Raw genomic sequence first — 25,891 nt, forward strand, 5'->3', positions numbered from 1 at the left:
AGCCGATCAGGAATCGGAGAGGGAGGGCACGATGACATCGGATAGCTGGAAAATTCGGATCAGCGGGCTGACCAAGCGCTTTGAGTCAAGAGGCATGCAAGTGAAAGCATTGGAGGACATTTCACTGGAGGTGCCTGACGGACGGTTTTATTCGCTCGTCGGGCCTTCGGGCTGCGGTAAAACGACTCTGCTGCGTATCGTCGGGGCGCTCGAGCGTCACACGGAGGGGCAGGTTCTGATCAGACAATCAGGAACAGAGACTGCTGGGGCGAAGGATTCATCCCCTTCCGGCAGCCTGTCTCCGCTCACGTCCATGGTGTTCCAGGATCAATCCGTGTTTCCCTGGATGACGGTGCGGGATAACATTGCTTTCGGACTTAAGGCCAGGGGCATCCCGCGCAAGGTGCGCCATGCGAAGGCGGACGAGTTTATCCGCAAAATCGGATTGTCCGGCTTCGAGCAGGCGCTGCCTCATCAGCTGTCGGGAGGCATGAAGCAGCGTGTGTCTGTCGCCCGGGCATTCGCCAACGATCCCGAGATCTTGCTGATGGATGAACCGTTCGGTGCCCTGGACGAGCAGAATCGTCTCGTGCTGCAGGAAGAGCTGCTCCGCATCTGGGAAGAGACGCGCAAGACCGTGCTCTTCGTCACACACAGCATCGACGAAGCGATTCTGCTGTCGGATCGCATCGTCGTGATGAGCGCCCGACCGGGGCGTATCCTTGAGATCATCGACGTCGATCTGCCGCGGCCCCGCCAGGTCGAAGCCGTACGGGCCCATTCTCAGTTCGGCGAGCTGTTCAGCCGGATATGGCATCTGCTGCGACAGCAGGAAGAAGCCTCTCACCTGCCTGCAGCTGCAGAAGGAGGTGCCGGATGATCGAGCTCGCTTCCGAAGCGGCCATTCGCCGCGAACCGTCTGCCGCGACTGCAGATCAAGTCATCGAGCTGGCCTCCGAGCGGCGCAGTGTGCCCTGGTCCCGGCGGAAGTCGACCACCCGGATCGTCTCCATCCTGTCTCCGCTGCTGCTGCTGGCCCTCTGGGAGGCCTTCTCGCGTCTGGGCGCCATCGATGCCCGGTTCTTTCCCGCCCCGACGACGATCTTCAGTAACCTCCTGCGTCTTTTTGAGACGGGGGAAATGTGGCTACATCTAGGCGTCAGCCTAGGGCGCATCGCCATCGGCTTCCTATGGGGCGCTATACCGGGAGTCGTGCTGGGGCTGATTATGGGACTGTCGCCAATTGTCCGCGCTGCAGTCATGCCGATTGTCAACGCCACCTTTCCCGTTCCCAAGCTGGCGCTGCTGCCGCTGATCCTGATCGTGTTCGGGATCGGCGAAACATCCAAAATTATCGTAATTGCTATTTCCGTCATTTACCTGACCCTCATCAACACGATGACAGGCGTTATGAACATCCCTTCGATCTATCTCGATGTGGGGCGCAACTTCAGGGCCGGGCGCTGGATGTTCTTCAAGGACGTGGCGCTTCCAGGTGCGTTGCCGCTGATCTTTGCCGGGCTGAAGCTGGGTATGGGCATCGCCCTGCTGGTCATCATGGCCGCCGAATTCGTTGGGGCCAAGTCAGGCGTCGGCTACTTCATCTGGAGCTCGTGGAACGTATTTGCCGTCCAGGATATGTATGCCGGCCTGATCGTCATCGCTGTGCTGGGTGGTGTCACCACCCTGCTGCTGGATGTGCTGGAGCATTGGATTATCCCCTGGAAGCGATAGAAGCAAGAAGTCAAGAAGCAGGATGCAGGATCAAATCAGATGCAACGAGAAACAGCCGCCAACTGATCATCTGACGATGACAGGAGGCGGCCTCTTTCCGTTCTTAAATAAATAAAGCCCGATCGCATCCGTAACGGCATGAGCAATCGGACTATTCAGTCCTCTTAGTTGGCGCTGACAGCAGCGGCAGCTTCGTTGGTATGTATTACCTGTCCGGTAACTTCCTGCGGTCTTGCCAGCAGATTCAGAATCGGGCAAACCCGCTCGACCGCTTCATGCAGCTCTTCAATCTCCTTGGCTCCGGCTGGGGAGTCGATATGAAGCTCATAGCTAATGTGATGCGGCCAGAACGGAATATGCTCGTACCCCGGCTTGCCTGCATACGGATGAAGCTCTCCCTTAATCTCCACGTCCAGAGCATTCAAGGGAACGCCCAGCGTCGCCGCCTGAATGAGCGTAATATGAGTCAGGCAGCTTCCCAGCACCCCGAGCTGAATTTCAGCAGAATTCGGCCCCAGGTCAAATCCCGCAAAGTCGGGATCGCTATCGCTGATAATCTGGAACCCGCGTACTCGAATTTCTCGCACGCCGGTCCTTCCTTTGGCGCTTACACGGGCCGTCAGTACGTTGGATTCCAAGAGATCGGTACGCTGGACCCGCTCTTCGTCCCTGCGCAAGATCGCGTCCCGTTTGGCTTGTAAGTATCCGTTCAAATCGCTCATGTTCCTTCGCTCCTTCGTTTTCGATTAACTGCTGCTTGCTTGCCGCGCCGGCAGTTCCATCCTTACATGCGCTGCAGCGCGATCACCCTTCTGGCATAGACGGTGCCTATAAAGCCCGCGGCCAGCAGAGCCGCCAGCCATGATTCGCCTTCACCGCTCGGGGCAGGACCAACAGCCCGCCGCTCCGCCAAAGAAAATCCGTCATCCGTCCGGGTGACGGACAGGCCTTCCGTCGCCGCCAGCAGACTCGTTAGCCCGGCCGCATACAGCGTCTCCTGTGCCAGTGCTTTTCCTGCATCGGGGCCGGCCGCTCCAGCTTCTCCAGCCGCAGCCAGCTCCCCGCCAGCCAGCGTGAGCACTAAGACAAGTGCAGCCGCGACCAGCGCCCTCTTGATCCTCCCGCCTCGGTACCTGTCCATCTGCATAGCTCCTTCCCTTCTCCTGCATCAGCCGGTTGCCGGAGAGAGCCTCTTCTCCGCGGCTACGCGCTCAAGTTCTGCAGGCTGCGAACCTTGCCGATCTCAGCCCTCATCCTCCCGGCCATAAAAAAAACTAAACATTCTCCCCGCTCAGACAGGGAAAACGTTTAGTTTCCAGATTTCCGGTCAACTAAAACCGACTAATCAGATAGGTTATAATTAATTTAACTCTTGATCCTTATTTTAGGCGTATTTAGTAGAGATGTCAACGCATTTATTTACTTTTTTTGGGTACTTTCGCACCCGAGGGACAGCGGCATACGCCCCACTCTCTCTGCCGTCTTGTCCCGTCATACGTCAGCCTGTCCTACCCGAGCCCATACAGATCCGTGCCATAATGAAACAACAGCGGCAGCCCTCCGGTATGGAGAAAGACGACCGCCTCATACGCTTGCAGTTCCCCCGCTCTGCCGAGTGACAGCAGTCCAGCCATCGCTTTGCCCGTGTAGACCGGATCGAGCAGGATACCCTCCTGCTGGGCAGTCAGGCGAATCGCCTCGCTGCCCTCCTCCGTCATGCTGGCGTAGCCGTCGCCGACGAAGCGGTCATCCAGACGGACATCCTCTGCGGTAATCGTGTGAGACGAGCCGCTCCATTGCAGTGCTTCGTTCACCAGCCGTGCCGTCTTGGCGCGCTTGAGCTGCGTGAAGCCACTGATGCTGACGCCCAGCACATCGATCTGCACCTTGTGCTCCGTCAGGTGCGTTCCGGTAAGCAGCCCAGCAAGCGTACCGCAAGTCCCTGCGGCGACGGCCACCAGGACATGGCGCAGGCCCAGCTCCTCCAATTGGCCGGCCAGCTCATCGAGCGCCACTGCGTAGCCGAGTGTCCCCAGCAGATCCGTGCCCCCCTCCGGGATTAGCAGCGCACGGCCGCCCTCGGCTTCGATCCGCTGCCCCACCGCGCCCATCTGTTCCTTAATCCGGACGGAGTCATTCACTCCGGAGGACGGAACGAAGGTGAACTCGGCGCCTACAAGCCGGTCCAGCAGTACATTGCCCCGCGACCGATCGGCCGGCTGCTCGCCGCTCAGCACCAAATGCGCCTTCAGCCCCGCTATACCGGACGCCGCAGCCGTCAGGAACGCATGATTGGACTGAATGGCTCCAGTCGTAACCAGATGTGTAGCACCCTCCTGCAGCGCATGACCGAGATGAAACTCCAGCTTGCGCGCCTTGTTCCCGCCTGCACCAAGTCCGGTCATATCCTCCCGCTTGATCAGCAGTCTGGCTCCCAGCAGCTCAGACAAGCGGCTAGCCTCCTGCAACGGCGTAGGCCATAGCCCGAGTGGAAACCGGGGCAACTCACGTACCTTGCTCAAACTCACATTCTCATCTCCTATCCGTCTGCATCCTGCCTGATGGCAGATTGTCAGCAGGCTCCTGATGCTTCGTTCTGTTCCTTTGCCATTCCCTGCTTCCTATCAGCATAGCATAATCCCGACGGGTGAACTAGGATAATCATTTTTAACTATACTTATCGGAATTATGTGGATATTATAGACATATACATCCTATGAATATGGAAGGAGTACCACAACCTTACATGAATATCGAAAATATCGAGGCCTTCATCTACGTGGTTCATTTCGGAGGGTTCAAGAAAGCGGCCAGCGCCTTGTTCTTATCCCAGCCTGCCGTCACCGCCCGTATTCAATCACTCGAGCGCGAGCTGGATCTTCAATTATTCGAACGCAACGGCAAGCTCATCTCGCTGAGCGAGGATGCCAAGCAATTCCTGCCCTATGCCGAGCAAATTCTCGGCACTTACCGGAAAAGCATGAAGCATCTGCGCAAGAGCGCGTCTCCCGATGTACTGCGGATCGGCTGCACCTCCCTTTTCTCTCATTATGTCATCCCGGACTTGCTCCCGCTGTTCCGGCAGCAATACCCTGAGATCCGGATCAAGCTGGTCACGGACAGCAACGAGCAGATTCTGGAGAAGGTGCTGAATAAGGAGCTGGATTACGGACTGGTGAGAAACCTGACCCATCCCAGCATCGAGGCGACACGCCTGTTCGAGAATAAAATCGTGCTGGCCGTGCAGCCCGATCATCCTTTCGCCGCCAAGGGGGAAGTGACGCTGGAGGAGCTGGCCCGTCAGCCGATCATTTTCTATGAATGCGGCTCGCTCGATTGGGCAGCGATTCACCGGATGTTCGACTCCCTCGGCAAAGTCCCGCGCATCGAAGCCCAGCTCGACAACCTCGAGGCTGCCAAGACACTGGTCAGCAGCGGCAGCGGCGTGAGCTTCCTGCCGGAGCTATCGATCCGCAAGGAACTAACAGACGGCCGGCTGAAGCGAATAACCATCGCTCCGCTGGCGCATCTGTCCCACCCCACGAATCTGATTACGCTGAAGCAAACCGTTCCCCTCTACCGGAAAGCCCTAATTGAAATCCTTGAATCTCATATCGAATTTCCTTATAGGGTTAACGGTTGACGGTGCTGAGGGATGGATGATACATTATACACCAATAACCTTTTATACCGATCGATTAAATAGGTTTATAGTAGAGCAAGCTTATTCCCATTTCAGCAACGATGGCGGTGTGACAGATGCAGTTCGATATGACTTACGTTTGGAAGATTATTCCTGACTTGTTGCGCTACGTGCCCATCACGCTGCTGATGGCCGTGCTGGCGATGGTCCTAGCCGTGGTGCTGGGCCTGGTACTTGCGCTCGTGATTAAGAGCAAAATCCCAGTTCTCGTGCAGCTCTCCGGGGTTTATATCTCTTTCTTCCGCGGAACGCCTGTACTGGTGCAGTTATTCATTATTTATTTTGGCTTGCCCCAGCTCTATGACGGCTTCAATGCGATCAGCGCCTTCAACGCCGTTATTCTCGGACTGAGTCTGAATACCTCCGCTTATCTGGCCGAAGTATTCCGTGCAGCCCTCGATTCCGTGGACCGCGGACAGCTCGAGGCGGGATACTCCGTGGGGATGTCTTACCCCGCAGCGCTTAGACGCATCATTCTGCCTCAGGCTGTCGTGAACGCTTTACCCGCTACGGGCAATATTTTTATCGGGATGATTAAAAACACATCGCTGGCTTTCACCCTGGGCGTCACCGAGCTGCTCGCCGAAGGCAAGATGCTATCATCCTCATCCCTCAAATTTTTCGAGGTTTACTTTGTCGTCGGCCTCATCTACTGGGCGCTCACGATCGTGTACAGCCGCCTCCAAGCGTGGCTGGAGCATAAATTAAGCAAGCCCTATCAACGCTAACCCAAGCTTGGCACCACTATCCTACACAATCTACTCACCAATGAAGGAGTCTTAACGATGAATATTCGTCTTTTTCCTCTAGTCCTGATCCCCGCCCTGCTGCTGATGTCGGCCTGCGGAGCGAAGCAGTCCGAACCGGCCAAGCCGGCAGCCGCTTCCCCAACCCCCGCTGCAGCCGCCAAAACGATCAAGGTCGGCGGCCAGCCGGATTCGTATCCGTATACGTTCAAGGAAGGCAATGAGATCAAGGGCTTCAACGTCGACATCGTCAACGCGATCACCAGCCAAGCCGGCTACAAGGTCGAATGGTCACTCGCTGACTGGAACGGAATTGTCGGGCAGTTGGAGGTCGGCAAGATCGATACGGTACGGAATTTCGCCATTACGGACGAACGGAAGCAGAAATTCAATTTTACGAAGCCTTATTCGTTCTCAGGCGCCCAACTGCTCGTCAAGAAGGATAACAATACCATCCAGTCGCTCAAGGATATGAAGGGCAAAAAGGTTGGCGCGGCGCTCGGACAAAACTATGCCAACGTACTGAAGGAAAATGACCCCGCAGGCGAGATTCAATTGATCACCTATGAAACGCAGGAGGTCGCGTACAAGGATCTGGAGGCCGGGCGTATCGACGCGTATGTGGCCGGACGGGAATCGCTGCTCGTGCAGATTAAGGAAAAATCACTGCCCTTCAAGCTCGCAGGCGAGCCGTTCGGGGAGAAAGCTGTCGCCTTCCCTTTCCACAAGACGAAGGAGAACGACGCTATCATCGCGGATTTCGACAAAGCGATCGACGATCTGCGCAGCAAAGGCAAGCTGAAGGAAATTGCCGAGAAATGGTTCGGCGGAGATATCACGGAAAGCGGCAGCAGTAAGAAATAACCGCTCCAGCCTAATATCTACATGCAGGGAGATGCCCATACGATGACCAACCGAGCACCCATCAAGCTATCCGCCTACCTCGTAGGCACCGGCATGCATATCGCTTCCTGGAGACATCCGCATGCCCAGGCCAACGCCAGCCACGATATTGACTATTACAAGCGGCTCGCCCAGACCGCCGAGCAGGGCAAGTTCGACTTTGTGTTCATCGCCGACAGTCTTGCAATTAACGAGGAGTCCCACTCCAACATACTGAACCGCTTCGAGCCGATTACGCTGATCACGGCGATGGCCGGAGCCACGTCGAAGATTGGAGTGGTAGCCACCGCCTCCACCTCCTATATCGAGCCGTTCAATCTCGCACGCCTGTTCATGTCGGTCGATCATATCAGCAAGGGCCGCGCCGGCTGGAACATCGTGACCACGCGGGACCTCTCGGGCAATACGGCTCGCAACTTCGGACGGGAGGAGCATTTCGAGCATAGCCTGCGCTACCAGCGTGCCAAGGAGTTTGTCGAGGTCACCCTGGGTCTCTGGGACACCTGGGAGCAGGACGCGTTCTTGTACGACAAGGAGAACGGGCAGTTCTACGACCGCTCCAAGCTGCACCGCCTGAACTATAAAGGCGAGTTTTTCAGTGTAGAGGGCCCGCTCAATATTGGGCGCTCTCCCCAAGGACGGCCGGTGCTCGTGCAGGCAGGCTCCTCCGAATCGGGACAGAACTTCGCCGCCAGCCACGCCGAGGTCATCTTCTCGCATAAAAATAATATCGAGGATGCCAAAAACTTATATGCCTCGTTCAAAAGCAAGGCTGCCGCGGAGGGACGTTCGCCCGACGACGTGTTTATCTTCCAGGGCATTTCGCCGATTATCGGCGAAACAGATGAGATCGCACGCAAAAAATTCGAATACCTGGAATCGCTCATTACCCAGGAGCATGCCTTCAGCTTCCTGACCGAATACTTCCACGGGCGTGTCGATTTCAGTCCGTATACCCTGCAAACGGGAGCAGCAGATATCGGCTTGCATCTGCTGGATGGCGTGCGCTTCGAGTTCCAGCAGCGCCAGGAACTGATCGGACGGACGAATCCGACGCTGAGAGAGCTGTACTCCCTGCTGACCGGCTCGTTCGGGGTTGAGGAATTCATCGGCTCGCCGCAGAAGGTCGCAGACCGTGTCGAGCACTGGTACCGTGAGCATGCGGCGGACGGATTTATGCTGATGTGCCCGCTTCTGCCGGATGGCCTGGATGATTTCATCCGCCTAGTCGTACCGATCCTGCAGGAGCGCGGACTGTTCCGCACCGACTATGAGGGAGACACTCTGCGGGAGCATCTGGGTCTGTCGCAGCCGTCGAGCCGGTACGAGCAGCAGGCCGTACCGCAACAACCGTGACAAAGCCAAAGGAGTCAAGCCGCGCGCAGAGCGAATGGCTTGACTCCTTTAAGTTTATTGTCGGGCGTAAGGGTCCGGCCAACAGGTGCTAACGCAAAATGTATCCGCCATCCGGGAAAAGCGTGCTGCCCGTCGTATAACTGTTCGTCATCAGATAAACAACCGTGTGGGCGACTTCCTCCGACCGTCCGACCCGTCCGAGCAGGCACATGTCGTTATAAGCGTGATAGGATTCTTCCCGCTTCTCCTGCGTAGCGCCTTCCCAGTTGAACGCTGTCCGGATCGTACCGGGAGACACGACGTTCACCCGGATCGGGGCAAGCTCCACAGCCAAAGCCTTGCCCAGACTTTCGATCGCGCCATTGCAGGCTGCGTAGGAAGCGCCGTCGGTGAGCGGACGTTGTCCGAAGGCGCCGGACATCAGCACGATCGAACCGCTTTTCGACAAGAACGGCGCTGCATACTTCACCGCATTGTATTGAGGCCAGAATTTGGCGTTGAAGCAGCTATGGGCCACCTCAGCCGGAGACTCAATCCCTCCCCGTACATAGGACGCACCCGGTGTGAACAAATGATCGAAGGCACCGATCTTCTCAAACATCGTCTTGAGTTCTTCTTCAACTTGATTATTGACGGCATAGGTTTGGACCGCTTCGCTAGCGAGCAGCCTCTTGGCTTCATCAAGCTTGTCCTGCGAGCGTCCTGCGATGATGACCTCGGCTCCTTGCCGGACTGCTTCCTGTGCCGTAGCAAGCCCGATCCCCGAGCTGCCTCCTATGATGACGATGCGTTTGCCTGCCAGATTCATCGTTTGTCGTCTCCTTTGTTTGTCTGTCTCTCGTGCATGTATGCCAGGTCTTCCAGAGTCCCCGCGCCGCTTGCTTGCCAATGCCGGACCGCCAGCTCCAATCTGAACCGAACCTCCGGCTCATTCAAATCCGCCTGCAGCAGCTCGGCAATTCTCTCCAACCGATACAACACCGAATTACGGTGGATGTATAGCTCCTCCGCAACCCGCTTGGTGCTCCCCGTCCGCAGATAGATCGCCAGCGTCGACAGCAGCTCTGTACGATACTCCTGATCATATCTAACAATCGGCTCGATCAGCTCTCTCTGAAATCGGACTAAGGCAGGGTGCTCGCCAATGTCCGTTAGCAGATGTTCAACAGCCACATCATGAATATGCACAATGGAGCGGTTCGGCAGAACCCTCATACCGAGCAGCAGCGCCTGCCGGGCTTCTTTGCAGCTTTCATGCAGCTCGGACAAGCCCTGCCTGGCCGCTCCCATGCCCCATACGAGTGTCATATCCCCGATGAGGCCGCCAAGCTTGCCCGACAGGCTCTCGGCATACTGTCCGGTTATCCTGCGGTTCGCTTCCGCCTCTCCCTGTAGGGATGAGCACAAAATGAACAGCTTGCCGTTCATTTCGACACATCTGCGCGAATGATCTGCAGGATTACCGAACGAAGTCATTTCCTGGGAAATTCTGCTGTAGATCCGGAAAGCTTGGTCGGGTGAAGCTGTCGTCCCGCCTATGGCCTGTAAGGCGATGACATAATAATACGGGCCGACAGGCAGTCCTACCTGTCTAGCTCTATACGCCAGCAGCTCCTCCTGCTGCCCGCCAGCCGACAGCAGCTCCACCAGGAACACCTCCTGCTCACGCGTACGATGAAGCTGCTGGGTTTGCCGAATCGTAAACTCCAGAGCCAGCAGCGTAACCGCATGATCCAGACACATCCGCTCGAATCGTTCGCCCTCGCCGAGTGTCCGCGTGACCGCCAGGTAACCCAGCAGATGAGAGCCGCTCCCGATACTTAGCCGCTCTGTCTCCCGGCCATTGGGAAATCCAGGTGTTCGGCACTCGATATCCCCGTCCAGATTCATCACGGCGACCTCGCAGTCCAACTGTTTGCCCAGCAGCACGACCAGCTCCGCTACCTTGCGGTTCAGCACCAGTTGAGTGAACTGCTGGTTAACCTCCTGCACCTCCCGGAGCAGATAGGTTTGGCGCTGCAGAATCCGGTCCATGATGGCATGCGTCATATCCATAAAGGTGATATCCAGCGGAATGTCGAATAGCGGGATTCCGTACGCATTGCTCTTGGCGATAGCCTCCAGTGGAATATCCTGTAGAAAGCGCTTCGTCTTAATGCCTACGGCAGAGCCCCCGACCCGGTGCATCTCGTCCAAGAGCCTCCCCAGCATGGACGGTTCTGACTGAAAGGAGTATCCCGTCGTCAGAATCAGCTCCTTGGGCCTCAGCCAGCCGGTCAGATCCGGCATTTCCATATGGTCGACATATTCAATTTCATTGGATAGGCCCGTTTCGCCCCCAATCATCTTAGCGCCATGGAATAACGGTATATCCAATAAGCCTTTCACGGTAAAAGGTACGCTGCCCATCCGATCCGCCTCCGTGCTGTTCGTCAGCCTGATGGTACTGATGGTACCATAACCTGGCGTTCCGGTCATCCTGACAACCTCCCCCGCTATTTACTATAGCAAACGCCGGGTACCGTTCCTATGGAGCCGGGAACAAAAAGAGCCGCCCTTACTTGGGCGGCGGCACAACTCATTTATGGAAGCATTTACTTGTAGCCAGCTGCTGCAGCATCCGTCAAAACAAACTCCAGCTCATCCAGTCCCTTCAATCCTACGCCGTCCGGCAGCAATCCCTCGATGCTCGCCCGCAGCTCAGCCGAAGCATGCAGCTCCTCACTGAAGATCGCCACGATGCCGCGGTCCTGCTGCGAGCGGACCAATCGTCCCATTCCCTGCTTCAGCCGAAGCAGCATATACGGCAGATCGACTTCCTCATAGGGACGGGCAGATGCCTGACGTCTGGCTTCGAATACCGGGTCCTGCGGAGGGAAGGGCAGCGCCCAGACGATCACATTCGACAGGGACGGGCCGGGCACATCCAGCCCCTCCCATAGGCTGGACGCACACAAGATGCTGCGCTCATCCTGCTGGAAGGCGGAGATCAGATCGCTGATCTCACGATCCCCCTCGAAGAGAAAGCGCATGTCTGCACACTCGGGGTAGTGAATCCATTCGGCTTTGAACCGCTGCAGTTCCTGCTTTCCAGGGAAGAGAAGCAGCGCCCTGCCTCCCGTCCGGACCAGCAGGGAAACGGCTGTCTTCATCTTCTCCGAGAATGCGGCCCGATGTTCCCATACGGGTGCGACAACCTCCATCTGGCCTTCATAATCATAAGGCGAGGCGACGGAGAATGACAGATAGTCATCGGTCCCGAGGCTGTCTGCGATATAATCGAAGGAACCCTCCACTGACAGCGTCGCCGAGGAGAAGACGATCGGCATCGATTGTCCGAAGACATGCTCGCGCAGCACTTCCTTGACCAGACGCGGCATCAGAACGAGCGTCAGCCCGTTCACGCTGTCCGTCGCCCAGCAGATCAGGCCTTCAGGGCGATTGAACAAACTGAGTGCCTTCTGCATCATCTCCAGATGCTCTTCGACGATGCGCAGCTGATAATCATTGAGCGTGAACAGCTCGCTTTCGAACACCAGCTCATCCTCGATATTCGACAGAATTTCCTGGAAACGTCTCACTTCGTCCAGCAGGCGCTCATTCACCGCGATTCCCTTCCGCTCGGAACCCGGGATCGGACTGGACTGACTCTCCAGCACCTCGAACATCGTTTCGCTCTGGGCAATCGCATCCTCGATTAGCATCGCGAACGATTCACGGACCTCTCCCTTCAGCAGCCGGGTAATCAGGTCCTCGAACACGACATGCTTCAGCTTGTAGGTCAACGCCTTCTGTGCAGCGGATTCCAGCAGATGCCCCTCGTCGAAGACGACGGCGCTATGCTCCGGCAGCAGCGGCAATTGTCCCTCCCGCTTGCGCCCCTCGTACGTCCACACATGCTCCATGTAGAAATCATGCGAGCAGACGATCAGGTCGGCTGAGCGGCGATAATGATCGCGGGAAAGCGTCTGTCCACAGCGATGTCTCTGATCGCACACGAAGCAATCCTGGAAGGCATCCCAGCTGATACGGTTCCACTGCCCGTCGTTCAGATGGGGGTAATCTTTGCGGTCTCCGTATGCATGGAAGGACTGCAGGGCTTCCCTCACATGGACGAACTCAGGCAAGCTTTCATACAGGTCACGGTACAAGGAAGCCTCCTCATGGCCGAACCTGGCCTCGTCAAGCTTGTTCAAACAGGTATATTGGTCCGGCGACTTCGCCAGTCTCGCATCGATATCAAGCTTGAGATACCGGGACAGCTTGGCGATATCCCCCTCCGGCTTGACCAACTGCTCGATCAGCGATTCATCCGCACAGGCAATCACCACAGGCTGGCGCCGGTAGCGGGCATAGCAGATCGCATACAACAAATAAACGAGCGTCTTGCCCGTGCCGACTCCCGCTTCCGCGAAAATCGTCTTCTTCTCGGCAAATGCACGCTCCACCTGAAAAGCCATATAAATCTGCTCGTCGCGCACCTCGAAGCCGGACTCAGGCAGCGTCTCGTAGAACACATCGGCAATCCATTCCCCGGCCTGCTGCATGAACGGCCTGGAATGGTCATAGTCAAAAGGATATCGACTCACGGCTGGGTGCCTCCATCAAACGGATTTGGTTTGCATACAATCACACGAATATATCTCAAGGATAGAATCCTTAATTATCGCATACACCTGCAGTAAAAGCAAGGAGAAGAAAAAGCCCTATCCCCTCTTGGAACAGGGACAGGGCTTATAACGATCATGTGGATGGAACAGATTGCTGCCGGTCTGATGAACGGTCAGTACTCAGGCCGGCTGACTGGAACTCCCTTAGCCTTCGAGGAGCAGAGTTTCCGGATCCTCGAGCAGCTCCTTCACCTTCACCAGGAAGCTGACGGCCTCGCTGCCGTCTACGATCCGGTGATCGTAGGAGAGCGCGATGTACATCATCGGGCGGTTTTCCATTCTCTCTGCATCGATGGCCACTGGGCGAAGCTGGATCTTGTGCATGCCCAGAATACCGACTTGCGGTGCATTCAGGATCGGTGTCGACAACAGCGAGCCGAATACGCCGCCATTGGTGATCGTGAAGGTGCCGCCCTGCAGCTCGGAAATATCGAGCGTATTCGTGCGCGCCTTGCCGGCGAGCTCGACAATCGTCTTCTCGATTTCGGCAAAGCCGAGATGGTTGGCGTTGCGCACAACAGGCACGACCAGACCTTCCTTAGCCGATACGGCGATACCGATGTCGTAGTACTGCTTCACGATAATATCGTCGCCGTCGATCTCGGCATTGAGCAGCGGGAATTTCTTGAGCGCGCCAACGACCGCTTTGGTGAAGAAAGACATGAAACCAAGTCCCACATCATTCTTCTCTTGGAACGATTGCTTGCGGCGCTTGCGAATGTCGAGAATGGCAGTCATGTCCACCTCGTTGAAGGTGGTCAGCATCGCTGCCGTACGCTGCGCTTCGACCAGGCGCTTGGCGATCGTCAGGCGTCTGCGCGACATCCGCTTGCGCTCAGCAGGCTTGCCTGGCTGCGCTGCAGGAGCAGCTGGTGCTCCCTGGCGGGCTGCAACAGGTTGTCCGGCGCTTGCGGCTGCCGGAGCGGCCGGCGCTGCAGGAGCAGGTGCCGGGCTGCCCGTGGAGGCGCTGCGCACATCCGGCTCATACACACGGCCGATCGGGTCGCTCGCAGCGACCCGTCCGACGTCAAGACCCTTCTCGCGGGCGAGCCTGCGGGCCGCTGGCGAGACGGACAGATGACCCGCTTCGCCGCTGTCCTCTGCGGGAGCGGACGGTGCGACAGCCGCCGTGGACGGCTGTGCGGCTGCCGGAGCAGCCGGTTGGGCCGGTGCAGGGGCTGCCGCAGACGGAGCCGCATCTGCCGATACGACGCCCCCTCCTGTGGAGATGGTGCCGACGACTTCGCCGATTTGCACCGTCTCACCTTCAGGCTTCAAGATTTTATCGATAACGCCATCCTGCTCGGCGCTAATTTCCATATTGACCTTATCGGTTTCCAGCTCCAGCAGCAGATCTCCCTGCCTTACAGCCTGGCCTTCCTTTACGATCCATCTGGAGATCGTTCCCTCCGTGATGGACTCACCCATTTCCGGTACTTTAATTTCACTCACTTGCGTTTACCTCCCAGTGGTTGTGATAACTTGCGAGCTCGGACTGAGTGCCAGGGAAAGAATACGCTGCTGCTCATAGCTGTGCACATTCTGATAGCCGCTGGCTGTACTTGCGCGCTCCGGACGGCCTACATAACGGATCGTCTTGACTCCCTCAGGCGCAATGGCCCGGATGCGAGGCTCCATATAGCTCCAAGCGCCCATGTTGCGCGGCTCTTCCTGAACCCACAGCAGCTCTTGCACATTCGGATAACGGGCCAGGATCTGACGGATTTCCTCCTGCGGGAACGGATACAGCTGTTCCGTACGGATGATGTGCAGCCATTCCCAATTCTTGTCTGCTTCCTTGTCCAGTGCCTCCTCGAGATCGATGGCGATCTTCCCTGTGCAGAGAATAATCCGCTCGACCCGCTCCGGACGGTCGCCGAGATTGCGCTGCTCCAGCACCGGACGGAATTCGCCCTCGCTGAGCTCCAGACTATCCGAAGCCACCCGCGGATTGCGGATCAGGCTCTTCGGTGCCATTAGCACAAGCGGACGTGCGCGCTCGGTTTCCGTCAGCGACGCCTGGCGGCGAAGCAGGTGGAAATATTGCGCGGAACTGGTCAAGTTCGCGACCATCCAGTTGTCCTCACCAGACAGCTGCAGGAAGCGCTCCAGACGAGCGCTGGAATGCTCAGGCCCCTGGCCTTCGTAGCCATGCGGCAGCATCATGATCAGGCTGGACTTCTGCGACCACTTGGACCGGCCGGCTGTGATGAACTGATCGATCGTAACCTGTGCAGCATTCGTAAAGTCACCGTACTGCGCTTCCCAGATCACGAGCGTTTCCGGGGCATATACGTTATAGCCGTATTCGAAGCCCAGTACAGACGCTTCAGACAACGGGCTGTTGTAGATAGCGAACGAAGCCTTGGCCTGCGGCAGCTGATGCAGCGGGCTGTATACCCCGCCGTTCTTCACATCGTGGAGTACGAGGTTACGGTGGGCGAACGTAGCACGCTCCACATCCTGTCCGCTGATGCGGATCGGCTTACCATCCGCTAGGATCGAAGCAAAGGCCAGCGTCTCGGCATGTCCCCAGTCGACCTTCTCGCCGTCATTCAGCGAAGTCGCCCGGCGCTCCAGAATCTTCTTCAGCTTCGGATAGACGTTGAACGATTCCGGCCAGCTCAGCAGGCCGGTGTTGATCTCCCGCAGCTTCTCCAGGGACACTCCCGTACGAGGAAGCGGCGCTTCCGTTTGCTCGACCAGCTCCGGCCTCTGGGTAACGGATTCCTGACCGTCACGCTGCTTGACCTCATCGTAAGCTTCCTTCAGGCGGCTCAGAATATCCTGCTTGATCTTCTCCGCCTGCTCGCCGGTCAACAGTCCCTGCCGGACCAGCTTATCCGCATACAGCGTGCTGACCGTAGGGTGATTTCTAACCTTGGCATAGATCAGCGGCTGAGTCGTCTCCGGATCATCCGATTCATTATGCCCGTAACGGCGATACCCGATCAGATCGATCAGAAAATCCTTCTTGAACAAGTGGCGGTATTCAATAGCGAGCCGCGCGGCTGCCACGCAAGCCTCCGGATCGTCTGCATTCACGTGGACAATCGGAATCTCGTAGCCCTTGGCCAAGTCGCTGGCATAATGCGTCGAGCGGGAATCCTTGCTCTCCGTCGTAAATCCAAGCCGATTATTGACGATGATATGAATCGTCCCGCCGTTGCGGTAACCGGCAAGCTGATTGAAGTTCAGGGTTTCGGCTACGATGCCCTCACCCGGGAAGGCCGCATCGCCATGCATCAGCACCGCGGCGGCTTTGGCTACATCCTGCACGGGATAGCCTGGCACACCCCGGTCGTCCTGAGCTGCACGAGTGAAGCCCTCGACCACCGGATTGACGAACTCCAGGTGACTCGGGTTGTTCGCCAGCGTCAGCCGTGTCTCGACCGTCTCGCCCCACTTGACCGAGCGGTTCGCGCCGAGATGGTATTTCACATCACCTGTCCATCCGTAGTTGATGCCCATCGAGCCTTCCGAAGGAATCAGGTTGCGATTGATCGAATGGTGAAACTCGGAGAAAATTTTGCTATACGGCTTGCCCAGCACGTGAGCTAGCACATTCAGCCGGCCGCGGTGGGCCATCCCCATCAAAATATCGGTAGCGCCGTCATAAGCAAGCTCGCGGACAATTTCATCGACGAGCGGCACGAGCGCATCGGTGCCTTCTACCGAGAACCGCTTCTGCCCGACAAATGTGCGGTGCAGGAAATCCTCGAACTGTTCGGCTTCAAGCAGCCGCGTCAACAGCGCCTGACGCTCCTGAGCATCAAGCGTAGACTGTGGCAACTTGAACTCGACCTGTTCATTCAGCCATTGTCTTTCCTTCTCATCGTGCACATGGCTGAACTCGAACGCGATCGTACCTGTGTAAGCCTTGCGGAGCGATTGGACTGCGGCCCAGCCGTCACTCACCTCAGGATGCGGTCCATCCCATACGAGCTCCGTAGGCAGAGACGCCAGATCCGCCGGTGTAAGCCCGTAATATTCAGGCTCCAGCAGCCGCACATCGGCCGCCGCGCTGATGCCTAGCGGATCGATGTCAGCCGCCAGATGGCCGTACGTGCGGATATTCCAGACGAGCTTGCCCGCAGCCACAGCCTTATGCAGAAGTTGACTGCTGATCGCAGGGCTAGAGCCGCCAGCGGCAGCAATTCCCGCCGATACAGGCGCTCCCGTTGTCCCGGGCTGAGCAGCCGGAGGTTCCCCCCAACGCTCGAACAGATCCCGGTAATCCGCACCCACGGACCCAGGATCTGTCAGGAACCTTTCATATTGCTCTTGAATATAACCTAGATTGGGTCCATAGTATGCTGCCCATGGGTCCCAAGCTTGCTGGTTGGTTGGTGCCATGATTGCTTTCCCTCCGTCTTGGTTTGTGGTTTTGATGGTTGGACGGATCTTCCACTTTGCAAATTGATTGTAAATCCTATTCTTATTATAAGCTTCCCCCTCCACATAACTTAAATAACCATTTTATATGAGTTCGATCTAAAAAAGAGATCATTTCACAGGTAAATCATTTGGCAGAAGAAATAATTGGATGTTCTAAGCCTCTTGCAGGAAATGCCCGGCGCTCCTACCGGAATAAAAAGGAAAACCATGAAAGATGTCGAATTGATGGAGTATGATGCGGATCAAACAAAAAATAAACCTGACGCAAGTTGCCTTCCTGATTCTTGCTCTATCCATTCTCTTCGTGCTGCGCCTGCTCTGGTACGGAGAATTTGTCACATCGCCGCAGCCGCTCGCCGTCCAAGGCGTGCTGGATCTACGCGGATGGAACCTGGAGGGGTCCCGATCGATTACACTGGACGGAGAATGGGAGCTATACCCGGAAACCTTCATTTCCCATGAAGATATGAGATCTCCGAATCCGGCTGTCCCGCACTTCGTTCAAGTGCCCGGAGATTGGGGCCGAGCACTGAACGAGGATACAGGCTCGTCATTCGGCTATGGAACCTACAGACTCCGTATACAGGTCGATCACCCGCTAGAGCAGCCTTACGGCTTCTGGATCCAGGAGATTCAAGCCTCTTCTGTCGTTGAAATCAACGGGCAGCGTGACAATCCCTTCGGAAAACCCGCAGCACAGCCCGAGAACTATCTGCCCAAGGCCATCTCCTACACGGCCTCGTATGCGGCAGGCGATCAGACCATGATCGAGCTCCTGGTGAGATCCGCCAACTTCGATCAGCCGCTGATGGGCGGGATCACCCGCTCTATCCGCTTCGGTTCGCAGGCGGTCATCGACACAGAGCGGATGTATTCCATCGGTCTTCAACTTGTTACTTTCGTCATTCTCATGCTTCACGCCTTATATGCAGGGCTCTTATTCACTTTCAATCCGCGGCAAAAGACGTTTCTCACCTTCTTTATGCTGCTGCTGTCCGTCAGCTTCTCGGTGATAGCCGACCATGATTCACTCCTTGGCCTGTGGGTTCCGTTGTCCTATGCCGGACTCTTGAAAATCAAGCTTCTTTCCTATATGGGCATATCCTTCTTTATGCTGCTGTTGTCCAGAAACTTCTCCGGGGATACCGGGCGTAGCTGGATATTCACTGCATACGCCGCTTCGCTGGGCCTTTACTCGGCCTTCATCCTGGCCTCTCCGAGCGCATATGTCTATTACAGCACCGACAGCGGGTTATTTACGTTTTTTTATTTATTTCCGATTGCGTGGACGTTCTCTCTGATTATCAAAATGGTGCTCAGCCGGCAGAAAGACGCCGTTTTCCTGCTGTTCGCCGCCGCAAGCATCTTATCGAGCATTCTATGGGGCTTTGTCAGCCACCTCGTGACCGCAGCCAGCATGTATTATCCAGTGGATGTGTTTGCCGCTCTCATAGGCTTCTCCGGGTATTGGTTTAAACGGTACTTCCGCAATTCCGAAGAAAACACTAGACTTACCGAACAATTGAGGAAGGCCGACAAGCTGAAGGACCAGTTTCTGGCCAATACGTCTCATGAGCTGCGGACACCGCTGCATGGCATTATGAACATCGCCCAGACGGTGATCTCCAATGAAAAACATGCGCTGGGCGATAAAAGCTTTCGGGACATGGAGCTGCTCGTTACGATCAGCCGCCGGATGTCGCACCTGCTGGGCGACCTTCTCGATATTGTACGGCTCCAGGATAAGCGGGTCATCCTGAAGCCTGAACCCGTGTCCGTCCAATCCACCGCGGCGGGTGTGGTCGACATGCTGCGTTACATGACCGACGGTATCCCTGTCAGCTTGAGGCTGGACATTCCGGCGGACTTGCCGGTCGTCTTCGCCGATGAGAAAAGATTGATCCAGATTCTCTTCAATCTGGTGCACAACGCCATCAAATACACCGACGAAGGAACGATAACCGTCTCGGCGGAAACCAAGGGGACCCAGGTCGTGATTCACGTGTCCGATACGGGGCATGGTATGGACGAACAGACGCAATCCCGCATCTTCCTGCCCTATGAGCAGGGACCGCAGGGCGTAAGCGAAGGCGGCGGCATCGGGCTGGGGCTCAGCATCTCCCGGCAGCTCGTCGAGCTACACGGGAGTCTGCTCACGGTCCGTTCCCGTCCTGGTCACGGTTCAGTGTTTAGCTTTACGCTTCCCAACATGGCATCGGATTCGCTTCAGGTCTCCTTGGCGGAGCCGCATCGGGCCGGCACAGAACGGCTGGCGATGGACATCACGCCTTCTATTGTCGATAACGAAGCGACAACTGCAGCAGCAGCCGAGACCGGCAGTATCCGCCCAGCCCTGCATCGCTCAGAAGACAAGGGCAGATTGAATATTCTTGCCGTGGACGATGATCCGGTTAATCTGAAGGTATTGTCAAGCATTCTCTCGGCCGAGACCTACCGCATCCGAACGGCTATGTCCGCCCAGGAAGCACTGGAGCTTCTCGGTGCCGAATCGTGGGATCTGCTGATCGCCGACGTTATGATGCCTCACATGTCAGGCTATGAGCTCACGAGGCTGGTCAGGCAGCGCTTCACCTTGTCCGAGCTGCCTGTCCTATTGCTGACGGCACGCAGCCAGCCAGAGGATATCTATGCCGGCTTTCGTTCCGGTGCCAATGATTATATCACCAAGCCGGTGGACGCCATGGAGCTGCAGTACCGGGTCTGGTCGCTGGCGACGCTCAAGCAATCGATTCATGATACACTGCGGATGGAGGCTGCCTATCTGCAGGCGCAAATTCATCCCCATTTCCTGTTCAATACGCTGAATTCCATTATGGCACTGAGCGAGATCGATCCGGAGAAGATGCGCAGACTGGGGGATGCCTTTACCTCTTACTTACGGATTAGCATCGACTTCCTGAACGCCGAGCAGTTGGTCGCGCTCTCCCATGAACTGGAGCTGGTCCGGGCTTACCTGTACATCGAGAAGGAACGGTTTGAGGAGCGGCTATCTATTGAGTGGGAGATCGATCCGGGCCTGGACCTGCTTCTGCCGCCGCTCACGCTGCAGCCGCTCGTCGAGAATGCCGTCAAGCATGGCTTACTCAGCAAAATTACAGGCGGCACTCTTCATATCCGGATTGCCCGGCAAGACAAGTCTACCCTGTTCGAGGTGAGGGATAACGGGATGGGCATGACCAGGGAGCTGGCAGACCAACTGCTGGATCCCTCCAGAAAGCTGCGTGGGGGGATCGGGCTGCTGAACACGAACCGTAGGCTGACTCAGACGTACGGACAGGGGTTGTCGATTCGCAGCAAGCCCGGCCATGGGACCACCGTTTCGTTTGTCATCCCGGACAGGAACGAGCCGTAGTTAATGAATCCGGAAGAGCCTTGCGGACGTATGCACGCAAAAAAGCACCCCAACGGGTGCTTTTTCTCTAATCTGCAGATGCCTTCTTCATTTTTTACAAGCTTACTTCTTCAGCAGCTTCTCCGCGTTATCCAGGGCCAGCTTGTGTCCCAGCGACGAATAATCGAGCCAAGGGTTGCCTTCCACCACATAGACATGCTTGTTCTTGACGGCTTTCAGCCCGGCCCAGAGCGGGTTCGCTTCGAGCTGCTTGAACACCTTCTCCGCCTCGCCATCCTTGTTGACGATGACGAAAATCGCATCCGCATCGAAGTCGGGCAGCACTTCCTGGGAGATCACCTCATAGGCCTTATTGATCTTCTCGACGCCCTTGGCCGGCTTGAGCTTCAGGTCCTCGAACATGAACGGCCCGACTGGACGCGCCATTCCCATGACCCGCAGCTCCTTGGCTGTGACGCGGATCGCCATCGCCTTGGCATCGGGTCCGAGCTGATCAGCCATCAGCTTCCTGACGCGCTCCGCATGAGTCTCATAATCCTTAATAAAGGCTTCGGCCTGCGCATCCTTGGACAGCAGCTTCGCCACTTTCTTCAGCGTATCGCGCCAGGTGCCGTCATCCAAATTGAAGGTTTCCGTCTTGGCGATCTTCTCGTACTTGGCCTTGTCTGCTGCGGAATACTTCTCATCTATGTAGATCGTATCGGGCTTCAAGGCCAGCACGGCTTCCATATCCGGATCCGTTACGACACCGAGCTTCTGCACGCCGTCCAAGCGGTCCTTGACATGCGGCAGGAAGTCCTTCACATCGCCGCCGATCACGGAGCCGGCAGGCTTCACGCCCAGTGCAAGCAGATGGTTGGTCAGGTGAATGGACATCGAAGCAATCCTAGGGTCCTTGGCTGCAGGCTTGTCCGTCGATGCGGCAGCAGGCGTCTGAGCCGGAGCGGAAGGCGCTGCAGGCTGCGAGCCGCAGCCGACAGCGGTTAAAGTCAGCGATGCCAGGGCGAATAAGGTAATCCAGCGTTTTCTCATGAAAGTCATTAGCTCCTCTAGGGTTGAATGTTTAGGATTTGGTCTTGACCAGTAAGTATAGGAAGTACGGTGCGCCCACAGCTGCCACGATGACACCTGCAGGAATCGCATTAGGTTGAAAGAAAGCGCGGCCGACCGTGTCGGACACGACGAGGATCACGACGCCGATCAAAGCGGAAATCGGCATAAAGTGCCGATGCATCGGCCCGACCAGGCGACGGGCCAGATGCGGCGCCACCAGACCGATGAAGCCGATCCCCCCGGCCATGGAGACGCTCGCGCTCGATAGCGCGACCGCGATCGCCAGCAGCCGGAGCCGTTCGCTGCGTACCGAAGCGCCGATTCCCGCAGCCGTCTCGTCGCCGAGCGTGAAGGCGTCCAGACTCCGCGTGCGGGTCAGCGCATACGGGACCAGCAGCGCGATCCAGGGGAGCAGCGCCCAGACATTCTCCCAGTTGCGGCCCCAGACATTGCCCACGAGCCAACGGGCCGTGAACGCATAGGTCTGGTCATCCAGCTTCAGCGACAGGTACAGGGTAGCTGCGCTGAACCCGGCTGCAACGGCAATCCCGACCAGGATGAGCCGGATCGGCTGAAGGCCCCGGTGCCGGTCATAGGCGAGCGCTACGATCAAACACGCGGTTAGAATGCCTCCGGCAAAGGCAAACAGCGGGATGATCAGGGACAAGGGCCCTTTCATCGTCTGGAAAAACGATACGAATACGATCAGGCCGAACGAAGCGCCTGCATGCAAGCCCATAATGCCGGGATCGGCCAGCGCATTCCGCGACAAGCCCTGCAGGATGGCCCCTGACAATCCGAGGCCGATACCGGCCAGTACCGTCACGCAGATACGCGGCAGCCGGTAATCGAACAGCACCGTGTGATCGTCCGGGGTTCCGTGACCGAGCAGTGTCTGCAGAACGGACCAGGGGGCAATCCGGATCGTCCCCGTGTTCAAGCTGTAGAGGATGACGGCAGCCGATAGCGCCGCCAGCACAAGACCGACCGCAACCGCTCTTGGCGCTCTCAGGGTAGGTTCCGGCTTCAAGACAGATGCCTCCCTTCCTTGCGTGCCAGATAGAGAAAGAACGGAACGCCGACCATCGCGACCATGACTCCGATCGCCAGCTCCCGGGGAGGATTGACGGTTCTCGCTCCGAGGTCAGCCAATACCAACAGTACCGCACCGAGCAGGGCCGATAGCGGGATGATATGGCGGTAATCCACACCGATCAGCTTGCGGGCGATATGAGGAATCACCAGCCCGACAAACCCGATGCCTCCGACCGCCGAGACGGATGCGCCTGCGAGGAGCACCGATACGATCATGCCTGCCGCACGGACGCGGCGTGTGCGGATTCCCAGGTTAACAGCCGTTTCATCCCCGAGCGCAATCAGCGTGATAGGTCTGCCTAGCGTAAGCGCTCCGAGAATCGCCACACCGATGACAGGCGCCAGCAGCTCCAGATGGGTCCACTTCACGCCTGCTACGCCTCCCGCATACCAGAAAGCCAGATCCTGGCTCAAGCCGAAATAAATCGCGATGCCTGTGCTGAAGGCATGCAGCATGGCAGCTACCACCGAGCCGGCCAGCGTCAATCGCAGCGGCGTCAGCCCTCCGGGAGATGCTGAGCCGAGCAGGAAAATAAACAGCGTGCTGAGCACCGCACCGCCGAACGACAAGGCCATCAAGGCCGTATAAGGCAGATTGGGCAGGAAGGCAAAGCTCAGCGCGACGACCAGCGTAGCCCCGGCATTGACGCCCAGGATGCCTGCGTCCGCCAGCGGGTTGCGCGTGACCCCCTGCATCAAGGCTCCGGCCACGGCAAAGGCCGCACCAATCACCGCAGCGCCGATGACGCGGGGCAGGCGCAGCTCATGAATGATCTGATGCGCGGTCAAGGCAGGGTCATAGTGAGCAATCGCCAGCCATACGGTAGCCAGATCCAGATCCTTGGCCCCGTAGGAGATGGCGAAGAACATCGCCGCCAACAGGGCGCACAGCGCAAGCGGCATGATCCAGGTATATGGCATGCCCTTCCTTCGACTGAATGTTTTCCACCAAGCCGTTGTTCTGTCGAGTATGGGCTAACCCCTCCAAGTTAATATTGATAATCATTATCAATTGATATTATAAAAAAACTGCCTCGATCCCGTCCATGACATAATTATTACAATTTTGTATGGATTATTTTTAGTAGGGCGATCGAGGCCGTTATAGTTCGGAGAGCAACGCCACCGCTTTCTCCAGTTGCATGTCGATGGACAATGGGGCATAGGTCATCCAGCTGTTCCACTCTCGGGAGACCTGGTATCTTCCCTTGCGAATAGACGGACACGTCCGCCAGCCTGGCGACTTCAGATAAAGCTGCACCCGCTCCAAATCCTGGTCGGAATGAGTCACGAACAACCAAGCGTCACAGCCATACTGCGGCAGCGACTCCGGCGCAAACGGCACCCAGGTTACCTGTGTACCCGGTTCATGCTTCTCCATCTCCAGCTTCACAGGCTCCGGAGGGACAAGCTCCAATGAACGGTAAAAGACATGACCGATATTACGCGCTGCGTAGAGACGAAACTCACCGCCTCGAACCATGCACAATCCGAGGGTCATCCCTGAGGTGTGCGAACGGACAGTCTTCCGGGCAAGCTCAACCTTCTGTTCGTGCGCTGACTTCCAGACTTCCGCCTCCCGCTCCCGTCCAACCACTGCCGCAATATAGGTCAGATGCCCGAATACATCCAGGCTTTTCCACGAAAGCGCCAGAATCGGAGCCACGTCGCCTATGCTGGCTTGCGCCTTGGTCCGCACATTGTCCTTGCAGATGATCAGATCCGGGGCAATGTCCAGGAAGGTCTGACGGCCGATCTCCCAAGGGTCCGATGCGTGCAGCGGCAAGGGGAGCATACGGGTCTCCAGCCGCAGATGCGGACGGCTCTGGGCCGCCTCGGGGACGATGCCTAGTGCGAGCAGATGATCCGTGCACGGATAGGACAGCGAGATCACCTTCGGCTCCTGCAAGCGCTTGGTGTAGACCGTAGGGGCACAGCCGGCCTGCGCCTTGAACCGGCGGCTGAAGTAAAACTCATCCCGGTAGCCGACGCTTCGCGCAATCTCCCGGATATTAGGCTTATCCGCCGTAAGCAGTTGTTCCTTCGCCCGGTTGATCCTCAGGTCGGTCAGGAACTCGGTCGGAGATTTGCTCATCTTCTGCTTGAATCGCTGCGAGAAGTAAGAGGTCTGCATACCGGCCGCCTCGGCCAGCCGATCGATCTTCATATCGAATGGGTAATGCTCCAGCATCTGCGACAACGTGCTTTCCAGCCAGTACTCCGGCCGGTCAGGCGGCGATGGCGAAGCTCCCTCCAGGACGGTCTCCAGCAATTTCAGCAGGAGCTGCTCACGGCGCAGCCGGTCGCTGGCTTTGCCTTTCCAATTGTCGGAGACGAGCAGCAGAATCAGCCGCTGTATCGTGCGGAGACCATGATCGAGCATGCCTTGTACAGGGAAGGATAGCTCACGCTCATAGGTTCGCCGCTCCTTGTAGCTCCCAGACTCGAGAGGCGCAGCCCGGAACAGCTCGAACTGGATGCGGCAGCCTTCCAGCGGTTTTTCGTTGCCCGATGACAGCTCAAGCTTGGTGCCAGGAGGCAGCAGAAGCTGGGTTCCCTGGGCAATACGCGCCGGTACTCCGTTCACCAGCAGTTCTCCCCTCCCCTTAACGAACAAAAGCAGGGTGTGATGCTTCAGCACATGGGGCTGCCGAGACCTGTAAGGGAAGCCGGCTATCGGTTCCGCCTCTACCAGCTCCAGCAGGACATGCTGCCAATATTCGTCGTATCCCTGATCTGCTGCCACGTTCTTCAACGTTCTTCCTCCCTTCCTTCCGTCATGCAAGTTACTATGTATGTAAAAGAGTAAGGCCGTTAGGCCAAATAGATAGCACCTAATTATGGTAATATGGAGTTAAGC

At 57.1% G+C, this 25,891-nt stretch carries 19 protein-coding genes; 7 read left to right on the top strand and 12 right to left on the bottom strand.

What is annotated here, in order from left to right; translation table 11 throughout:
• Window positions 1–31 precede the first annotated feature (31 nt).
• Together WMW72_RS07685 and WMW72_RS07690 are read left to right on the top strand one after the other, a co-directional pair.
• Window positions 32–880 (top strand): ABC transporter ATP-binding protein, encoded by an 849-nt coding sequence (locus tag WMW72_RS07685; protein WP_341414847.1) that lies wholly within the window; start codon window positions 32–34, stop codon window positions 878–880.
• Window positions 877–1,734 (top strand): ABC transporter permease, encoded by an 858-nt coding sequence (locus WMW72_RS07690; RefSeq protein WP_341414848.1) that lies wholly within the window; start codon window positions 877–879, stop codon window positions 1,732–1,734. Before WMW72_RS07685 ends, WMW72_RS07690 begins: the two co-directional genes overlap by 4 nt.
• Before the next feature lie 164 nt (window positions 1,735–1,898).
• Here the strand turns inward: WMW72_RS07690 and WMW72_RS07695 are convergent, their stop codons facing one another.
• The 3 genes from WMW72_RS07695 to WMW72_RS07705 form a co-directional block, all read right to left on the bottom strand.
• The gene (locus tag WMW72_RS07695; RefSeq protein WP_341414849.1) at window positions 1,899–2,456 is read right to left on the bottom strand and encodes an OsmC family protein; all 558 of its coding nucleotides are present in this window, start codon (window positions 2,454–2,456) and stop codon (window positions 1,899–1,901) included.
• A 62-nt stretch (window positions 2,457–2,518) separates the two neighbouring features.
• Window positions 2,519–2,875: a hypothetical protein gene (locus WMW72_RS07700; protein ID WP_341414850.1), complete on the bottom strand. Its 357-nt coding sequence runs from the start codon at window positions 2,873–2,875 to the stop codon at window positions 2,519–2,521.
• A 367-nt stretch (window positions 2,876–3,242) separates the two neighbouring features.
• The gene (locus WMW72_RS07705; RefSeq protein WP_341414851.1) at window positions 3,243–4,262 is read right to left on the bottom strand and encodes a 1-aminocyclopropane-1-carboxylate deaminase/D-cysteine desulfhydrase; all 1,020 of its coding nucleotides are present in this window, start codon (window positions 4,260–4,262) and stop codon (window positions 3,243–3,245) included.
• A 218-nt stretch (window positions 4,263–4,480) separates the two neighbouring features.
• On the opposite strand from WMW72_RS07705, the gene WMW72_RS07710 reads away from it, so the two are divergent.
• The 4 genes from WMW72_RS07710 to WMW72_RS07725 all read left to right on the top strand — a co-directional run bounded on the left by WMW72_RS07710 (window position 4,481) and on the right by WMW72_RS07725 (window position 8,442).
• The gene (locus WMW72_RS07710; RefSeq protein WP_341414852.1) at window positions 4,481–5,377 is read left to right on the top strand and encodes a LysR substrate-binding domain-containing protein; all 897 of its coding nucleotides are present in this window, start codon (window positions 4,481–4,483) and stop codon (window positions 5,375–5,377) included.
• A 116-nt stretch (window positions 5,378–5,493) separates the two neighbouring features.
• Window positions 5,494–6,165, top strand: coding sequence for an amino acid ABC transporter permease (locus tag WMW72_RS07715; RefSeq protein ID WP_341414853.1), 672 nt, complete (start codon window positions 5,494–5,496; stop codon window positions 6,163–6,165).
• A 57-nt stretch (window positions 6,166–6,222) separates the two neighbouring features.
• Window positions 6,223–7,047: an amino acid ABC transporter substrate-binding protein gene (locus WMW72_RS07720; RefSeq protein WP_341414854.1), complete on the top strand. Its 825-nt coding sequence runs from the start codon at window positions 6,223–6,225 to the stop codon at window positions 7,045–7,047.
• A 42-nt stretch (window positions 7,048–7,089) separates the two neighbouring features.
• Window positions 7,090–8,442 (top strand): LLM class flavin-dependent oxidoreductase, encoded by a 1,353-nt coding sequence (locus tag WMW72_RS07725; RefSeq protein ID WP_341414855.1) that lies wholly within the window; start codon window positions 7,090–7,092, stop codon window positions 8,440–8,442.
• Window positions 8,443–8,530: 88 nt separating this feature from the next.
• Here the strand turns inward: WMW72_RS07725 and WMW72_RS07730 are convergent, their stop codons facing one another.
• From WMW72_RS07730 to WMW72_RS07750, 5 genes are all read right to left on the bottom strand, one after another.
• Window positions 8,531–9,250: an SDR family oxidoreductase gene (locus WMW72_RS07730; protein WP_341414856.1), complete on the bottom strand. Its 720-nt coding sequence runs from the start codon at window positions 9,248–9,250 to the stop codon at window positions 8,531–8,533.
• The gene (locus WMW72_RS07735) at window positions 9,247–10,920 is read right to left on the bottom strand and encodes a PucR family transcriptional regulator (RefSeq protein WP_341414857.1); all 1,674 of its coding nucleotides are present in this window, start codon (window positions 10,918–10,920) and stop codon (window positions 9,247–9,249) included. The genes WMW72_RS07730 and WMW72_RS07735 overlap by 4 nt, the downstream gene beginning before the upstream one ends.
• Window positions 10,921–11,036: 116 nt before the next feature.
• Window positions 11,037–13,031 carry an ATP-dependent DNA helicase gene (locus WMW72_RS07740; protein WP_341414858.1) on the bottom strand — a complete coding sequence of 665 codons (1,995 nt, stop codon included), beginning with the start codon at window positions 13,029–13,031 and terminating at the stop codon, window positions 11,037–11,039.
• A gap of 225 nt (window positions 13,032–13,256) precedes the next feature.
• Window positions 13,257–14,564, bottom strand: a complete 1,308-nt coding sequence (odhB, locus tag WMW72_RS07745) for a 2-oxoglutarate dehydrogenase complex dihydrolipoyllysine-residue succinyltransferase (RefSeq protein WP_341414859.1) — start codon at window positions 14,562–14,564, stop codon at window positions 13,257–13,259.
• A 6-nt stretch (window positions 14,565–14,570) separates the two neighbouring features.
• Complete coding sequence (locus WMW72_RS07750; RefSeq protein WP_341414860.1) at window positions 14,571–17,468, bottom strand: 2-oxoglutarate dehydrogenase E1 component; 2,898 nt, start codon at window positions 17,466–17,468, stop codon at window positions 14,571–14,573.
• Window positions 17,469–17,742: 274 nt separating this feature from the next.
• Between WMW72_RS07750 and WMW72_RS07755 the strand changes: the two genes are divergently transcribed.
• Window positions 17,743–20,883: a hybrid sensor histidine kinase/response regulator gene (locus tag WMW72_RS07755; RefSeq protein ID WP_341414861.1), complete on the top strand. Its 3,141-nt coding sequence runs from the start codon at window positions 17,743–17,745 to the stop codon at window positions 20,881–20,883.
• A 102-nt stretch (window positions 20,884–20,985) separates the two neighbouring features.
• Here the strand turns inward: WMW72_RS07755 and WMW72_RS07760 are convergent, their stop codons facing one another.
• The 4 genes from WMW72_RS07760 to WMW72_RS07775 all read right to left on the bottom strand — a co-directional run bounded on the left by WMW72_RS07760 (window position 20,986) and on the right by WMW72_RS07775 (window position 25,777).
• The gene (locus WMW72_RS07760) at window positions 20,986–21,915 is read right to left on the bottom strand and encodes an ABC transporter substrate-binding protein (RefSeq protein WP_341414862.1); all 930 of its coding nucleotides are present in this window, start codon (window positions 21,913–21,915) and stop codon (window positions 20,986–20,988) included.
• Window positions 21,916–21,946: 31 nt separating this feature from the next.
• Window positions 21,947–22,966 (bottom strand): FecCD family ABC transporter permease, encoded by a 1,020-nt coding sequence (locus WMW72_RS07765; protein ID WP_423227522.1) that lies wholly within the window; start codon window positions 22,964–22,966, stop codon window positions 21,947–21,949.
• Complete coding sequence (locus WMW72_RS07770) at window positions 22,963–23,952, bottom strand: FecCD family ABC transporter permease (RefSeq protein ID WP_341414863.1); 990 nt, start codon at window positions 23,950–23,952, stop codon at window positions 22,963–22,965. The genes WMW72_RS07765 and WMW72_RS07770 overlap by 4 nt, the downstream gene beginning before the upstream one ends.
• A 181-nt stretch (window positions 23,953–24,133) precedes the next feature.
• Entirely contained in the window at window positions 24,134–25,777 is a 1,644-nt protein-coding gene (locus WMW72_RS07775) for a helix-turn-helix domain-containing protein (RefSeq protein ID WP_341414912.1), read from the bottom strand.
• Window positions 25,778–25,891 lie beyond the last annotated feature (114 nt).

The sequence above is a fragment of the Paenibacillus filicis genome, assembly GCF_038070315.1.
Lineage (GTDB): Bacteria > Bacillota > Bacilli > Paenibacillales > NBRC-103111 > Paenibacillus_G > Paenibacillus_G filicis.

Excerpts from the sequence above, each read along its gene's own strand:
- WMW72_RS07685 (WP_341414847.1), top strand. The coding sequence starts at position 32 with ATGACATCGGATAGCTGGAAAATTCGGATCAGCGGGCTGACCAAGCGC.
- WMW72_RS07690 (WP_341414848.1), top strand. The coding sequence starts at position 877 with ATGATCGAGCTCGCTTCCGAAGCGGCCATTCGCCGCGAACCGTCTGCC.
- WMW72_RS07695 (WP_341414849.1), bottom strand. The coding sequence starts at position 2,456 with ATGAGCGATTTGAACGGATACTTACAAGCCAAACGGGACGCGATCTTG.
- WMW72_RS07700 (WP_341414850.1), bottom strand. The coding sequence starts at position 2,875 with ATGGACAGGTACCGAGGCGGGAGGATCAAGAGGGCGCTGGTCGCGGCT.
- WMW72_RS07710 (WP_341414852.1), top strand. The coding sequence starts at position 4,481 with ATGAATATCGAAAATATCGAGGCCTTCATCTACGTGGTTCATTTCGGA.
- WMW72_RS07715 (WP_341414853.1), top strand. The coding sequence starts at position 5,494 with ATGCAGTTCGATATGACTTACGTTTGGAAGATTATTCCTGACTTGTTG.
- WMW72_RS07720 (WP_341414854.1), top strand. The coding sequence starts at position 6,223 with ATGAATATTCGTCTTTTTCCTCTAGTCCTGATCCCCGCCCTGCTGCTG.
- WMW72_RS07725 (WP_341414855.1), top strand. The coding sequence starts at position 7,090 with ATGACCAACCGAGCACCCATCAAGCTATCCGCCTACCTCGTAGGCACC.
- WMW72_RS07730 (WP_341414856.1), bottom strand. The coding sequence starts at position 9,250 with ATGAATCTGGCAGGCAAACGCATCGTCATCATAGGAGGCAGCTCGGGG.
- WMW72_RS07735 (WP_341414857.1), bottom strand. The coding sequence starts at position 10,920 with ATGACCGGAACGCCAGGTTATGGTACCATCAGTACCATCAGGCTGACG.
- WMW72_RS07750 (WP_341414860.1), bottom strand. The coding sequence starts at position 17,468 with ATGGCACCAACCAACCAGCAAGCTTGGGACCCATGGGCAGCATACTAT.
- WMW72_RS07755 (WP_341414861.1), top strand. The coding sequence starts at position 17,743 with ATGATGCGGATCAAACAAAAAATAAACCTGACGCAAGTTGCCTTCCTG.
- WMW72_RS07760 (WP_341414862.1), bottom strand. The coding sequence starts at position 21,915 with ATGAGAAAACGCTGGATTACCTTATTCGCCCTGGCATCGCTGACTTTA.
- WMW72_RS07770 (WP_341414863.1), bottom strand. The coding sequence starts at position 23,952 with ATGCCATATACCTGGATCATGCCGCTTGCGCTGTGCGCCCTGTTGGCG.